Source organism: Variovorax sp. OV329 (assembly GCF_900114785.1).
Lineage (GTDB): Bacteria > Pseudomonadota > Gammaproteobacteria > Burkholderiales > Burkholderiaceae_C > Variovorax.
This window is the reverse complement of sequence record NZ_FOUG01000002.1, coordinates 35,944-49,660: the sequence shown is the minus strand read 5'-3', so window position 1 is coordinate 49,660 and position 13,717 is coordinate 35,944. Positions and strand designations below refer to the sequence as shown.

12 protein-coding genes are annotated in these 13,717 nt (G+C 67.2%); 8 read left to right on the top strand and 4 right to left on the bottom strand.

All coding sequences use genetic code 11. From position 1 onward, the window contains the following. Window positions 1-76: 76 nt before the first annotated feature. Window positions 77-2,044: an alkyl/aryl-sulfatase gene (locus BM345_RS02935; protein ID WP_093375403.1), complete on the bottom strand. Its 1,968-nt coding sequence runs from the start codon at window positions 2,042-2,044 to the stop codon at window positions 77-79. Window positions 2,045-2,089: 45 nt separating this feature from the next. Next, window positions 2,090-3,712 (bottom strand): GMC family oxidoreductase, encoded by a 1,623-nt coding sequence (locus BM345_RS02930; RefSeq protein ID WP_093375401.1) that lies wholly within the window; start codon window positions 3,710-3,712, stop codon window positions 2,090-2,092. 232 nt (window positions 3,713-3,944) lie between these two features. Between BM345_RS02930 and BM345_RS02925 the strand changes: the two genes are divergently transcribed. After that, window positions 3,945-4,841 carry a LysR family transcriptional regulator gene (locus BM345_RS02925; RefSeq protein WP_093376200.1) on the top strand — a complete coding sequence of 299 codons (897 nt, stop codon included), beginning with the start codon at window positions 3,945-3,947 and terminating at the stop codon, window positions 4,839-4,841. 9 nt (window positions 4,842-4,850) lie between these two features. Here BM345_RS02925 and BM345_RS02920 read toward each other — a convergent pair whose 3' ends face one another. Together BM345_RS02920 and BM345_RS02915 are read right to left on the bottom strand one after the other, a co-directional pair. Next, window positions 4,851-5,237 carry a YkvA family protein gene (locus BM345_RS02920; protein WP_093375399.1) on the bottom strand — a complete coding sequence of 129 codons (387 nt, stop codon included), beginning with the start codon at window positions 5,235-5,237 and terminating at the stop codon, window positions 4,851-4,853. 54 nt (window positions 5,238-5,291) lie between these two features. Further along, complete coding sequence (locus tag BM345_RS02915; RefSeq protein WP_093376198.1) at window positions 5,292-6,626, bottom strand: MFS transporter; 1,335 nt, start codon at window positions 6,624-6,626, stop codon at window positions 5,292-5,294. A gap of 179 nt (window positions 6,627-6,805) precedes the next feature. On the opposite strand from BM345_RS02915, the gene cyoA reads away from it, so the two are divergent. The 7 genes from cyoA to BM345_RS02880 all read left to right on the top strand — a co-directional run bounded on the left by cyoA (window position 6,806) and on the right by BM345_RS02880 (window position 13,680). Continuing rightward, complete coding sequence (cyoA, locus tag BM345_RS02910; RefSeq protein ID WP_093375397.1) at window positions 6,806-7,882, top strand: ubiquinol oxidase subunit II; 1,077 nt, start codon at window positions 6,806-6,808, stop codon at window positions 7,880-7,882. 2 nt (window positions 7,883-7,884) lie between these two features. Next, window positions 7,885-9,891 carry a cytochrome o ubiquinol oxidase subunit I gene (gene cyoB, locus BM345_RS02905; protein WP_175544887.1) on the top strand — a complete coding sequence of 669 codons (2,007 nt, stop codon included), beginning with the start codon at window positions 7,885-7,887 and terminating at the stop codon, window positions 9,889-9,891. A gap of 82 nt (window positions 9,892-9,973) precedes the next feature. Next, a complete protein-coding gene (gene cyoC, locus BM345_RS02900; protein ID WP_093376196.1) occupies window positions 9,974-10,549 on the top strand; it encodes a cytochrome o ubiquinol oxidase subunit III in 576 nt (191 codons plus the stop codon). Beyond that, the gene (gene cyoD, locus BM345_RS02895; protein WP_093375393.1) at window positions 10,546-10,947 is read left to right on the top strand and encodes a cytochrome o ubiquinol oxidase subunit IV; all 402 of its coding nucleotides are present in this window, start codon (window positions 10,546-10,548) and stop codon (window positions 10,945-10,947) included. Before cyoC ends, cyoD begins: the two co-directional genes overlap by 4 nt. Before the next feature lie 50 nt (window positions 10,948-10,997). Next, on the top strand, window positions 10,998-11,732 hold the full coding sequence (locus BM345_RS02890; protein WP_254789544.1) for an SURF1 family protein: 735 nt from the start codon (window positions 10,998-11,000) through the stop codon (window positions 11,730-11,732). Between the two features lie 72 nt (window positions 11,733-11,804). Then, the gene (locus tag BM345_RS02885) at window positions 11,805-13,127 is read left to right on the top strand and encodes an ATP-binding protein (protein ID WP_093376194.1); all 1,323 of its coding nucleotides are present in this window, start codon (window positions 11,805-11,807) and stop codon (window positions 13,125-13,127) included. After that, window positions 13,120-13,680, top strand: a complete 561-nt coding sequence (locus BM345_RS02880; protein WP_093375389.1) for a response regulator transcription factor — start codon at window positions 13,120-13,122, stop codon at window positions 13,678-13,680. Before BM345_RS02885 ends, BM345_RS02880 begins: the two co-directional genes overlap by 8 nt. The last annotated feature ends 37 nt before the right edge of the window (window positions 13,681-13,717 follow it).

Genomic DNA, 13,717 nt, shown 5'->3' with positions numbered 1-13,717 from the left:
CGCTCCTTCACGACAAAGTGGATGGTGCGCCGCAGCATGCATAAAGCGTTCCTTCGCGGCCCGCCGGCCGCTGGCCTCAGGGCGTGACGATGTTGAAGTAGGGGTCGAAGGTCTGCACGTTCGCGAACACCGCGCCCAGCACCTGTGCATTGCCTTCCACCTTCACCTGCCCGGCCTGCACCAGCTCGGGCAGCTTCTTGCCCTGCAGCAGCATGGCGAGGAAGGCCGGGCGCGTCAGCGTCAGGGTGACGTCGGGGTTGGGCAGCGTGCGGTCCCGCGTGTTGTTGAGCACCGAGTTGGACAGCTGCAGCGCCCAGCGCTCGTTCAGGTCGGTGAACACCATGTTGATGTTGGCCTTCATGCCATCGGTCTTGCGATGGTCCAGGCGCAGCGCGATGTAGTCGAAGAGCAGCTCCAGGCTCATGCCGCGCACCACGTCGGGCCCCTGGGTGGAGGTGGCGGGCTTGAGCACGCCGTCGCGCAGCTCCCTTGCGGCCACGAGGTACGCATTGCGCCAGGTGCCGGCCTCGGCCTGGTAGCCCAGCTGCTCCAGCGTGTCGGCCTGCAGCCCGCGGGCCTCGGCGTTGGCCGGGTTGGCGAAGACCAGGTGGTTGAGCATCTCGGCGGTCCAGCGGTAGTCGCCCGCCTCGAAGGACTTGCGCGCCGAGGCCAGCACCGCGGCCTCGCCGCCCATGGCCGCGACGTAGCGCCTGGCGGTCTCGGTGGGCGGCAGACGATTCAGGCTGGCGGGGTTGGCGTCGTAGTAGCCCAGGTAGAAGTTGTAGACCGCGCGCAGGTTGTGGCTGAGCGTGCCGTAGTAGCCGTGCGAGCTGGCGTCCTTCTGCAGCTCCTTGGGGAAGAAGTCGGCGTTGCCGATCTCGTCCATCACCTGGCCCTGGTTGGCCATGTTCATCGCGTAGTCGTGGATGAAGCGGTAGGTGTCGCGCTGGTTGGCCAGGTAGCTGCGGATGTTGTCGCCGCCCCAGGTGGGCCAGTGGTGGCTGCCGAAGGCCACCTGCATGTCGGGGTACAGGTCGATGGTCTCGTTGATGTACTTGCTCCACGACAGCGAGTCGCGCATCTTTGCGCCGCGGATGGTGTAGACGTTGTGCATGTGGCGCGTGGCCACTTCCGACAGGCACAGGGCCTTCTTGTCGGGGAAGTAGAACATCATCTCCGAGGGTGCTTCCGAGCCCTGCGCCATCTGGAACACGATGCGCACGCCGTCGACCGTCATCTCCTGGCCGGTCTTGGAGATGGTGTCGGTGGGCGGAATGAGGCCGATGGTGCCGCTGCTCAGCGCCTTGCCCAGGCCGCTGCCCACGCCCTGGCGCTCGTTGCTGTCCAGGCCCGCGCCGAACTGGTAGGTGGCTCGGCGGGTCATGGCGTTGCCAGCCAGCACGTTCTCGGCCACGGCGTTGTCCATGAAGCCCTCGGGCGCGATCACCTTGACCTTGCCCGCACGCACGTCGGCCTCGTCGACCACGCCGCGCACGCCGCCGTAGTGGTCGGTGTGGCTGTGGGTGTAGATCACCGCCACCACCGGCTTGCTGCTGCCCAGCTTCTGCATCGCGAAGGCGAGCGAGGCTCTCGCGATCTCGGCAGTGAGCATGGTGTCGATCACGATCCAGCCGGTCTTGCCTTCCACCAGCGTCATGTTGGCCAGGTCGTAGCCGCGAATCTGGTAGATGCCGTCGGTCACCTTGAACAGGCCCTGGGCGTTGTTGAGCTTTTCCTGGCGCCACAGGCTGGGGTTGACCGTGGCGGGCGCGTCTCCCTTGATGAATGCGTAGCGCTCGGTGTCCCACACCACCTGGCCCTTGGCGTCCTTCACCAGGCGGTCGGGCAGGGTGGCGACCAGGCCACGGGTGGCCTCGTCGAAGTCCTTCTTGTCATCGAGCGCGAGTTGGCTCGCCACCGCTTCGTTGGCGCGCGCGGTGGCGGCCGTCGCGGGCTTGGGCGCGACGGAGGCCTGCTGCGCGCCGGCCGATGCGGTGGCCAGCAGCAGGGCGCCGCTGAAAAGGGAAAGTCGGAATTTCTGCATGCTTGTCTCGCTTGGATTTGTCGTGCGAAGGGAAGAAAAAAGGAATCAGGCTTGCGCGCATTCGGCGCGGATCATCGCGGCGGCCTTCTCGGCGATCATCACGGTCGGTGCATTGGTGTTGCCTCCGCAGATCTGCGGCATGACCGAGGCGTCGACGACACGCAGGCCTTCGAGCCCACGCACGTGCAGGCGGGCATCGACCACCGACAGGGCGTCGGTCTCCGGCCCCATCTTGCAGGTGCCCACCGGGTGGTACTGCGTGTCGGCCCGCTCGCGGATGTCCGCCTTGATGGCAGCCAGGTCGTTGCGGTCCACCGGGTAGAGCATGTCGCCGCGGTAGCGGTCGAAGGGGCGCGAGGCCATGATGTCCATCTGCATCTGGACACCCTTGGCGAGCAGGTCCAGGTCGCGCTCGTCGTTCAGGAAGCCGGGGTCGATCAGCGGCGCCTTGCGCGGATCGGGGCTGGCCAGCTTCAGGCTGCCGCGGCTGTGCGGGCGCAGCACCTCGATGTGGCAGGAGTAGCCGTGGCCCAGGTGCGGCTTGCGGCTGTGGTCGTCCACCAGCGCCACCACGAAGACCATCTGCAGGTCGGGCACTTCCACATCGGGCGAGGAACGCACGAAGGCACCCGACTCGGCGAAGTTGCTGGTGACCGGGCCGGTGCGCTCCTTGCGCCACTCGGGAATCGCGCCCGCCATGCGCGCGCCCCCGCGCAGCGAGACGCCGAAGGTTTCCTTGTGGTCGCGCGTGCGCCAGGCCTGCACGTGGTCGATGTGGTCGTGCAGGTTGCGGCCCACGCCGGGCAGGTCGTGGCGCACCTGGATGCCCAGCTGCTGCAGCTCGGCGCCAGGACCCACGCCCGACAGCAGCAGCAGCTGCGGCGAGCCGAAGGCGCCGCCCGAGAGGATGACCTCGCGGCGCGCGCGCACCACTTGCTCGCGGCCGTCCACGGTGAAGGCCACGCCGCGTGCGCGCTTCCCCTCGAATTCAATGCGCGAGCACATCGCGTGCGTCTTCACGCAGAGGTTGGGGCGCGAGAGGTTGGGCGTGAGGTAGCCCTTGGCCACGCTGTGGCGCTCGCCGTTCTTCTGCGTCACCTGGTACATGAAGGCACCGAACTGCTCGGCGCCGTTGTAGTCGGCCGTGCGCGGCACGCCGTTCATGCCGGCCGCGGCCAGGAAGGCCTGGTTGATCGGGCTGGGGCTGCGCAGCTCGGCCACGTTGAGCGGGCCGCCGCTGCCATGGAAGGGGCTGCTGCCGCCGTGGGTCTCGTTGTGTTCGGCGAGCTTGAAGTAGGGCAGCACGTCCTCGTAGGACCAGCCCGGGTTGCCCAGGCTGGCCCAGTTGTCGTAGTCCCAGCGGTGGCCTCGCACGTAGACCATCGCGTTGATGGAGCTGGAGCCGCCCAGCGTCTTGCCGCGCGGCTGGTAGCCGCGGCGGCCGTTCAGGCCTGGCTGCGGCACGGTCTTGAAGGCCCAGTTGTTGAAGGGCACCGGAAGCATGGCCACGACGCCGGCGGGCGCGTGGATGAACACGCTCTTGTCCGGCCCGCCAGCCTCCAGCAGGCAGACCGAGACAGAGGGGTCTTCCGTCAGGCGCGCGGCCAGCACGCAGCCGGCCGAGCCGCCACCCACCACCACGTAGTCGAATTCCTGGAGGCCGCTCATATTGCAGCTGCTCCGGCGGTGCGGGCTGGAATGCGCGCGGGCGCGCTCGGCGCTGCCCGGTTCGGGTGGTGGTGCATGGTTGTCTCGGGGTCTGCGCGGCGCGGGCCGCGGGCCTTGGAGGCTCTTTGTTGAACTTTCGACGCCGATTCTTCGCCGCATGGGCAATTGAGTCCAATGCATAGTTCGTCTAGCATCCATGCATTGAGTGCAATTGGGCAGGAGCAAGACCATCATGGATCTGAGGCGTTGGACGCACGTGGTGGCCGTGGCCGACCGGCGCAGCTTCGTGCGCGCGGCCGAGCAGGTGCACCTGAGCCAGCCGGCCCTGACCCGCAGCATCCAGGCGGCGGAGGAGGAACTGGGCCTACTGCTCTTCGACCGCACCGGCAGCGAGGTGGTGCCCACGCCCGCCGGCGAGTTCGTGGTCGAGCGCGCGCGGCAACTGGTGTTCAACAGCCGCTGCCTGGAGCGCGACGTGGCGCTCTACCGCAACCACGGGCTGGGCGACACGGCCTTCGGCGTCGGGCCCTTCCCGGCCACGACTTTCCTGCCCGAACTGCTGTCGGGCCTGCGTGCCGAATTTCCCGGCATCCATCTGCGGGTCGAGGTGAGCAACTGGCAGTTGCTGCTCAAGCGCCTGCGCGAGGAAGACATCGAGTTCTTCGTGGCCGACACCACCGAGCTACCGGCCGACCCGGCGCTGAATGTGCGTCCCGTGCGCCGCGAGCCGGGCGGCTTCTACGTGCGCGCCGGCCACCCGCTGGCCAAGGCCCGTTCATCGACCCTTCAGCAGGTGTGGGAGTACGGTGTGCTGGCGATCCGGCTGCCCAGCGCCATCCGCAACATCCTGGCCCGCGCGCTGGGCCTGGCATCGGGCGAGGACCTTCGGCTGGCCCTCGAATGCGACGACGTGAAGCTGCTGGCGCGCGTCACCCTGGGCTGCGATTCGGTGCTGATCGCCGCGCATGCGACGGTGGCGGCGGAGGTGGCTGCGGGGCAGCTCAAGCTGCTCAAGGTGGGCGAGTTGCCCAAGCTGCAGGCGCACACCGGCGTGGTCATGCTGCATGGGCGCACGCCCTCGCCGATGGCCCAGCTCATCATCGGGCGGCTGCCGGCGACGAGCCCCTGAAGACTGCGTTCAGCGCCTTCCCAACCACCAGAGCACCGCCAGCGCGATGCAGCCGATCCACACGCCGGCCACCAGCCAGGCGCCGGCCCGGCTGCGCGGGCGCGCTGCGCCGCTTTCCATCCAGTGCTCGGCCTTCTCGCGGCTGCGCGCGAGCACCTCGGGCGGCAGCAGGCGCAGCGCCAGCCAGATGAGCCCGGGCAGCAGCAGTGCGTCGTCGAGGAAGCCCAGCACCGGGATGAAGTCGGGGATCAGGTCGATGGGGCTGAGCGCATAGGCCACCACGAACCAGCACAGCGCCTTCACCGGCCAGGGCGTGGCCGGGTCGCGCCAGGCGAACCACAGGGCCAGGCCGTCTCGCTTGAGGCGCCGGGCCCAGGCCTTAATGGCTGCAAGCATGTCGCGGAGGGACAAAAAAAAAGCCGCCTCGCGGCGGCCTGGTCGACTGTGCGCCTACTCGTCCCGCACTTCCATCGACTTGTTCACCCGCAGCGCCACCAGCGTGCAGACGGCGCCCGACAGCAGGTAGATGCTGACGTAGGCGAGGCCGAAGCGCGACGACAGGCCCAGGGCCACCAGCGGTGCGAAGGCGGCGCCGAAGAGCCAGGCCAGGTCGGAGGTGAGGGCGGCGCCGGTGTAGCGGTACTTCAGCTCGAAGTTGGCCGTTACCGCGCCCGCGGCCTGGCCATAGGACAGGCCCAGCAGCAGGAAGCCCACCAGCAGGAACACGTCCTGGCCCAGGCGACCGCCGTTGAGCAGCAGGGGCGCGAAGCCGCTGAACACACCGATGGCGATGGCCAGGCTGCCCAGGGTGTTGCGGCGGCCGAAGCGGTCGGCGATCACGCCCGAGGCCACGATGCCGCCGGCTGCGAGGAAGGCGCCCACCACCTGCAGCAGCAGGAACTCGCTGATCGACTGCTCCGAGTAGAGCTTGATCCACGACAGCGGGAACACCGTGATGATGTGGAACAGCGCGTAGCTGGCCAGCGCGGCGAAGGCACCGATGACGATGTTGTAGCCCTGGGTGCGGGCCAGCTCGCTCACGCTGGTGGGTGCGAGTTCGCGCTCTTCCAGCATGTGGGCGTACTCGTCGGTCGAGACCAGGCGCAGCCGGGCGAACAGGGCCACCACGTTTAGTGCAAAAGCGACGTAAAAGGTGTAACGCCAACCCCAGGTCAGGAAGTCTTCGGAATTGAGCGCCGAGTACAGGTAGGCGAACAGGGCGCTGGCTAGGATGAAGCCCACCGGGGCACCGAGCTGGCCCAGCATGGCGTACCAGCCGCGCTTGCCCTTGGGCGCATTCAGCGCCAGCAGCGAGGGCAGGCCGTCCCAGGACCCGCCCAGCGCCAGGCCCTGGCCGACCCGCAGGATCGACAGGAGCACGATGGCGCTGAAGCCCAGGCTCGCGTAGCCCGGCAGGAAGGCGATGCACACGGTGGAGATGCCCAGCAGGAACAGCGCAATGATGAGCTTGATCTCGCGGTTGAACCGCTTCTGGATCTTCATCGAGATGATCGTGCCGATGGGGCGCGCGATGAAGGCGAAGGAGAAGATCACGAAGGACCAGAGCGTGCCCTGCAGCGCGTCCTCGAAGGGGAAGAACACCGCGGGGAACACCAGCACCGAGGCGATGCCGTAGACGAAAAAGTCGAAATACTCGGAGGCGCGCCCGATGACCACGCCCACGGCGATTTCACCCGGGGTGACGTGCGCACGGTGCTCGTGGATTTCTTGGAGCTCGCGCTCGCGCTCCTGGGGGCTGATCGCGGCGGAATCTGCAGTAGGCATGTGGGTGCTCGACATCGACGATGCTTCTATTGTCACGGACAGCGGCGAGCATCTCACTGCCCGGGCCGATGCGCCATAGGACAAAACGTCCACTCCCCGAAGGGGGCCAAAACGACTAGATTGTCGGGTCTTTGCGCAGAACTCGCACTTTTTTTGCGTCACCACGCATCTATCTCGGCATGGAACACCTCAAGAAACTCCGCGGACTGCTGCTCGCGTCGCCGCTCCTGCTGCTGGGCGGCTGCAACACAGTCGTGCTCAATCCCTCGGGCGACATCGCAAACCAGCAGGGCCAGCTCATCGTGATCTCCACGGTGCTGATGCTGCTGATCATCGTTCCGGTGATCGGGTTGACGGTGTTCTTCGCCTGGAAGTACCGCGAGTCCAATAAAGAGGCCGAGTACAAGCCGGAGTGGGACCATTCCACGCAGCTCGAACTGGCCATCTGGGCCGCGCCGCTGATCATCATCATCGCGCTGGGCGCCGTGACCTGGATCAGCACCCACACCCTGGACCCCTACCGCCCGTTGCGCCGCATCGACGAGACCCGTCCGGTGCCCGCCGACGTCAAGCCGCTGGTGGTGCAGGTGGTGGCGCTCGACTGGAAGTGGCTGTTCATCTACCCCGAGCAGGGCATCGCGCTGGTCAACGAGGTGGCGGCGCCGGTCGACCGGCCCATCCAGTTCCAGATCACTGCCTCCACGGTGATGAACTCCTTCTACATTCCCGCGCTCGCCGGGCAGATCTACGCCATGCCCGGCATGAAGACCACGCTGCACGCGGTCATCAACGCGCCGGGCGAGTTCGAGGGCTTCTCCGCCAACTACAGCGGCGCGGGCTTCTCGAAGATGCGCTTCAAGTTCCACGGCCTGGCCGGCGCCGACTTCGACAAGTGGGTGCAGAAGACCAAGAGCGAAGGCGGCTCGCTGGACCGCTCGGGCTACCTCGTGCTCGAGAAGCCCAGCGAGAACGATCCGGTCAAGCGATGGGGCGGTGTTTCCTCCGACCTGTTCCATGCCGTGCTGAACCGCTGCGTGGAAGCCGGCAAGATGTGCATGCACCAGATGCACGCCATCGATGCCGCCGGCGGCCTGGGCCTGCCCAGCGCGCACGACGTGGCCACCCGCGCGGTGCGACCGGAAGACCCCGCCTCGCCGCAGCGCCGCTACGTGGCTGCCTTCTGCGCGCCCGGTGACCCGGTCGACCTGCCCATGTACTCCAGCGTCCCGAGCACGCCGGTGGTCCTGAAAGAATAATGATGTTCGCGAACCTCGACCTCACGAAGCTGATCTTCGGCCGTCTTACCTGGGAAGCAATTCCCTACCACGAGCCCATCCTGCTCGTGACCTTCATCGCCGTCTGCCTGGGCGGCATCGCCCTGCTGGCGGGCATCACCTACATGAAGTGGTGGGGGCCCCTGTGGCGCGACTGGATCACCAGCATCGACCACAAGAAGATCGGTGTCATGTACATGATCCTGGGGCTGATCATGCTGCTGCGCGGCTTCGCCGACGCCGTCATGATGCGCGCCCAGCAGGCCATCGCCTTCAACGGCAGCGAAGGCTACCTGCCGCCGCACCACTACGACCAGGTCTTCACCGCCCACGGCGTGATCATGATCTTCTTCGTGGCCATGCCGCTGGTCACGGGCTTCATGAACTACATCGTGCCGCTGCAGATCGGCGCGCGCGACGTGGCCTTCCCCTTCCTGAACAACTTCAGCTTCTGGATGACCACCTTCGGCGCGCTGCTGGTGATGGCGTCGCTGTTCGTGGGCGAGTTCGCCAAGACCGGCTGGCTGGCCTATCCGCCGCTGTCGGGCATCCTGGCCAGCCCGGACGTGGGGGTGGACTACTACATCTGGGCACTGCAGATCGCGGGGGTGGGCACATTGCTGTCGGGCGTGAACCTGATCGCCACCATCGTGAAGATGCGCGCACCCGGCATGGGCATGATGAAGATGCCGATCTTCACCTGGACCGCCCTGTGCACCAACGTGCTGATCGTGGCCGCCTTCCCGGTGCTGACCGCCGTGCTGGTGCTGCTCTCGCTGGACCGCTACGTCGGCACGAACTTCTTCACGAACGACCTGGGCGGCAACGCCATGATGTACGTGAACCTGATCTGGATCTGGGGCCACCCCGAGGTGTACATCCTGATCCTGCCTTGCTTCGGCATCTTCTCCGAGGTGGTCTCCACCTACTGCGGCAAGCGCCTGTTCGGCTACACCTCCATGGTCTACGCCACGGTGGTGATCACCATCCTGTCGTACCTGGTGTGGTTGCACCACTTCTTCACCATGGGCTCGGGGGCCAGCGTCAATTCCTTCTTCGGGATCACGACGATGATCATCTCGATCCCCACGGGGGCGAAGATTTTCAACTGGCTGTTCACCATGTACAAGGGCCGCATCCGCTTCGAGCTGCCCATGATGTGGACCATCGCCTTCATGATCACCTTCGTGATCGGCGGCATGACGGGCGTGCTGCTTGCGGTGCCGCCTGCCGACTTCGTGCTGCACAACAGCCTGTTCCTGATCGCCCACTTCCACAACGTGATCATCGGCGGCGTGCTCTTCGGCCTGTTCGCCGGCATCTACTACTGGTTCCCCAAGGCCTTCGGCTACAAGCTCGACCCGTTCTGGGGCAAGATGGCCTTCTGGTTCTGGGTGATCGGCTTCTACTTCGCCTTCATGCCGCTGTACGTGCTCGGCCTGATGGGCGTCACCCGCCGCATGAACCGCTTCGACGATCCGTCGCTGCAGATCTGGTTCATCATCGCCGCCCTGGGCGCCGCGATGATCGCCGTGGGCATTGCCTCCATGCTGATCCAGTTCGCCGTGAGCTACATGCGCCGCGAGCAGCTGCGCGACACCACGGGCGACCCGTGGAACGGCCGCACCCTGGAGTGGTCGACCTCGTCGCCGCCGCCGGACTACAACTTCGCGTTCACGCCCATCGTGCATGACAACGATGCCTGGTACGACATGAAGCGCCGCCACTACGTGCGTCCCACCGAGGGCTTCATCCCGATCCACATGCCCAAGAACACGGCAGCCGGCTTCGTGATCGCCGCGCTGGCGGCGGCCACCGGCTTCGGCCTGATCTGGCACATGTGGCTGCTGGTGGCCGTGGGCTTCTTCGCCACCATCGCGGCGACGATCTTCCACACCTTCAACTACAAGCGCGACTTCCACATCCCCAAGGAAGAAGTCATCCGCGTCGAAGACGCGCGTACCCGCCTCCTGGCTGTCGGCAATGTCTGAGTTCACTCTGAAACACCTCGGCGCCGTGGGCGGCGCCCCCGCATCGGCGGCCGCCGGCAACGGCTCGGCCGACCACTTCTACATGACCCGGGAACACCACCCGGAGAACGGCACGCTGCTGGGCTTCTGGCTCTACCTGATGAGCGACTGCCTGGTCTTTGCGGTGCTCTTCGCCACTTTCGGCGTGCTGGGCCGCAGCTTCGCGGCGGGCCCCTCGGGTGCCGAACTGTTCGACCTGCCGCTGGTGGCCGTCAACACCTCGCTGCTGCTGCTGTCCTCCATCACCTATGGCTTCGCCATGCTGGAGATGCAAAAGCGCCGCAAGGGCGCAGTGCTCGCCTGGCTGGCCGTCACCGGCGTGCTGGGCGCGGGCTTCCTGGGCATCGAACTGTACGAATTCGCGCACCTCATCCACGAGGGCGCGGGCCCGCAGCGCAGCGCCTTCCTGTCCGCCTTCTTCACGCTGGTGGCCACCCACGGCCTGCACGTCACCTTCGGCATCATCTGGCTCATCACGCTGATGATCCAGGTGACCCGGCACGGCCTCATGGCCGCCAACCGCCGCCGCCTGATGTGCCTGTCGATGTTCTGGCACTTTCTGGACGTGGTCTGGATCGGCGTCTTCACCTTTGTCTACCTGATGGGAGTGCTGCAATGAGCGCCAACCACGAGCACGACGCGCACCACGACCACCACGATGACGATCACCACGAAGGCGGCGGCATGCACGCCACCTTCGGCGGCTACATGACCGGCTTCGTCCTGTCGGTGATCCTCACGGCCATTCCCTTCTGGCTGGTGATGGCCAAGGTCTTCGACAAGCCCAGTACCACCATCATGGTCGTGCTGGCCTTTGCCGCGGTGCAGATCGTGGTGCACATGAAGTACTTCCTGCACATGGATGCGAAGTCGGAGGGCGGCTGGAACATGCTGGCCCTGGTCTTCACCGTGGTGCTGGTGGTGATCACGCTGGCCGGCTCGCTGTGGGTGATGTTCCACCTCAACACCAACATGATGCCGGGCATGTCGCCCCAAGAGATGCGCGTCGCGCCTTGACGGCCACCCGCACCCCCCAAGCCGAGAACGGCCCGCGCCCTGCGGGCCGTTTGGCCGTTCTGGGCCTGTTCGCGCTGCTGGCCTTCTGCGTCTTCGTGGCCCTGGGCTGGTGGCAGGTGGAGCGCCGTGCCTGGAAGCTGGCGCTGATCGAGCGGGTGGAGCAGCGCGTGAACGCGGCCCCGGTGGCGCTGCCGCCGCCGGCGCGCTGGCCGCAGGTGACAGTGGCCTCCGACGAGTATCGCCGGGTGCAACTGGCCGGCCGCTTCCTGCACGACCGCGAGACGCTGGTCCAGTCGCTCAGCGACCTGGGCGCCGGCTTCTGGGTGCTGACGCCGCTGCAACTGGCCGACGGCAAGGTCGTGCTGATCAACCGCGGCTTCGTGCCGGCCGAGCAGCGCGCGCGTTCGAGCCGCATCGAGGGCGAGCCTGCGGGCGAGGTGCGAGTGGTCGGCCTGCTGCGTGTCAGCGAACCCGGCGGCGGCTTTTTGCGCCGCAACGACCCGGGCGCCGACCGCTGGTACTCGCGCGACGTGGCCGGCATCGCCGCGGCCCGTGGACTCTCCGCGGACAAGGTGGCACCCTTCTTCGTCGACGCAGCCAAGGATCCGGCTGCCGCAGCCGGCCAGCCGGTGGGCGGCCTCACGGTGGTGAGCTTTCGCAACAACCACCTCGTCTACGCCCTGACCTGGTTCGCGCTGGCCCTGCTGATGGCCGGCGCCGCATGGTGGGTCTGGGCGGACGAAAAGCGGAATCGGCGACAGGGCAGGGCGCAGCAGGCAGACTAGCGCCCCATGAGCAACGAGATCGCAAGCGCGTCGCCGGCCGGCATCGGCCCGGCGGAGGCCGTGCCGCATGCCATGTCCGGCGCGGCGCAGGGCGGGCGCCTGCAGGTGGCCACCGGCGTGCGCAACATGCAGCAGCTGATCCAGCTGCGCTGGATCGCCGTGGTGGGGCAGGTGGTGACCATCCTGATGGTGCACTATGGCCTGGGCATCCACCTGCCGCTGCACCAGATGCTGGTGGTGCTTGCCTGCCTGGCCGCCTTCAACGCCGCCAGCCAGATGCGCTGGCATTCGCCGCACATGGTCACCAACGGCGAGCTCTTCCTGGTGCTGCTGGTGGACGTGGGCATGCTCACCGCGCAGCTGTACCTCAGCGGCGGGGCCAGCAACCCCTTCGTCTTCCTCTTCCTGCTGCAGGTGGTGCTGGGCGCCATGCTGCTGGAGACCTGGTCCACCTGGACGCTGTGCGGCGTCGCCATGGCCTGCTTCGTCGGCCTGGCCCTGTTCGCGCAGCCGCTGGTGCTGCCGCTGGCGCCCGAGCGGGGGCTGGGCAGCCCCTACATCCTGGGCCTGTTCATCTGCTTCGTGCTGATCGCCTCGCTGATGGTGGTCTTCGTGGCCCGCATCAACCGCAACATCCGCCGGCGCGATGCCCGCCTGGCGGACTTGCGCCAGCGCGCGGCGGAAGAGGAGCACATCGTGCGCATGGGCCTGCTGGCCTCGGGCGCGGCGCACGAACTGGGCACGCCGCTGGCCACGCTGTCGGTGATCCTGGGCGACTGGCGGCGCATGGCGCCCTTCGACAGCAACCCCGAGCTGCTCGGCGAGGTGTCGGAGATGCAGGCGCAGGTGCAGCGCTGCAAGTCCATCGTGAGCGGCATCCTGCTGTCGGCCGGCGAGGCGCGCGGCGAATCGTCCGAGCGCACCAGCGTGGTCGAGTTCGTCGACGAGGTGGTGGCCGACTGGCGCGATTCGCGCCAGCCGCGCAGCTTCACCTACGACAACCACTTCGGGCACGACCTGCCCATCGTGTCCGACTCGGCCATCCAGCAGATGATCCACAACGTGCTGGACAATGCGCTGGAAGCGTCGCCGCACTGGCTCATGTTCGAACTGGCGCGCCATGCCGACGAGATGGTGCTGACCTGCACCGACGCCGGCCCCGGCTTCGCCGCGCCCATGCTGGCGCAGTTCGGCAAGCCCTACCAGTCCAGCAAGGGCCGCGCGGGCGGGGGGCTGGGCCTGTTCCTGGTGGTGAACGTGGCGCGCACGCTCGGCGGCCGGGTCGAGGCGCGCAACAAGACCGAAGGCGGCGCGATCGTCACCATCACCCTGCCGCTGGCGTCGGTGGTGCTGGAGGAAATGTTGGACGAGGAAGAGGTGGACGAGATTGAGTGATGAAGAGCAGCAGCCACCCCAGGCGCCGCGGCACCTGCTGATCGTCGAGGACGACGCCGCCTTTGCGCGAACGCTCAAGCGCTCCTTCGAGCGGCGCGGCTACACGGTGGACCTGGCCACCTCCCAGGCCGAGATGCTGGTGGCGCTGCAGGGCGCCACGCCGGGCTTCGCGGTGGTCGACCTCAAGCTGGGCGGCGAGGCCTCCGGCCTGGCCTGCGTGCAGCAGCTGCACACGCACAACGAGGCCATGCTGATCGTGGTGCTGACCGGCTTCGCCAGCATCGCCACCGCGGTGGAAGCCATCAAGCTGGGCGCCTGCCACTACCTGGCCAAGCCCTCCAACACCGACGACATCGAGGCCGCCTTCGGCCGCGCCGAGGGCAGCACCGAGGTGAGCATCACCAACCGCACCACCTCCATCAAGACCCTGGAGTGGGAGCGCATCCACGAGACCCTGGCCGAGACCGGCTTCAACATCTCCGAGACCGCGCGCCGCCTGGGCATGCACCGCCGAACGCTGGCGCGCAAGCTGGAGAAGCAGCGGGTCAAGTAGCCGGATCGGCCGCTGCCCTGCAGCGCGACCTGATGAA

What these genes read in the sequence shown, in the direction of transcription:
- BM345_RS02935 (WP_093375403.1), bottom strand. Translation starts at nt 2,044, where the DNA reads ATGCAGAAATTCCGACTTTCCCTTTTCAGCGGCGCCCTGCTGCTGGCC.
- BM345_RS02930 (WP_093375401.1), bottom strand. Translation starts at nt 3,712, where the DNA reads ATGAGCGGCCTCCAGGAATTCGACTACGTGGTGGTGGGTGGCGGCTCG.
- BM345_RS02925 (WP_093376200.1), top strand. Translation starts at nt 3,945, where the DNA reads ATGGATCTGAGGCGTTGGACGCACGTGGTGGCCGTGGCCGACCGGCGC.
- BM345_RS02920 (WP_093375399.1), bottom strand. Translation starts at nt 5,237, where the DNA reads ATGCTTGCAGCCATTAAGGCCTGGGCCCGGCGCCTCAAGCGAGACGGC.
- BM345_RS02915 (WP_093376198.1), bottom strand. Translation starts at nt 6,626, where the DNA reads ATGCCTACTGCAGATTCCGCCGCGATCAGCCCCCAGGAGCGCGAGCGC.
- cyoA (WP_093375397.1), top strand. Translation starts at nt 6,806, where the DNA reads ATGGAACACCTCAAGAAACTCCGCGGACTGCTGCTCGCGTCGCCGCTC.
- cyoB (WP_175544887.1), top strand. Translation starts at nt 7,885, where the DNA reads ATGTTCGCGAACCTCGACCTCACGAAGCTGATCTTCGGCCGTCTTACC.
- cyoC (WP_093376196.1), top strand. Translation starts at nt 9,974, where the DNA reads ATGACCCGGGAACACCACCCGGAGAACGGCACGCTGCTGGGCTTCTGG.
- cyoD (WP_093375393.1), top strand. Translation starts at nt 10,546, where the DNA reads ATGAGCGCCAACCACGAGCACGACGCGCACCACGACCACCACGATGAC.
- BM345_RS02885 (WP_093376194.1), top strand. Translation starts at nt 11,805, where the DNA reads ATGTCCGGCGCGGCGCAGGGCGGGCGCCTGCAGGTGGCCACCGGCGTG.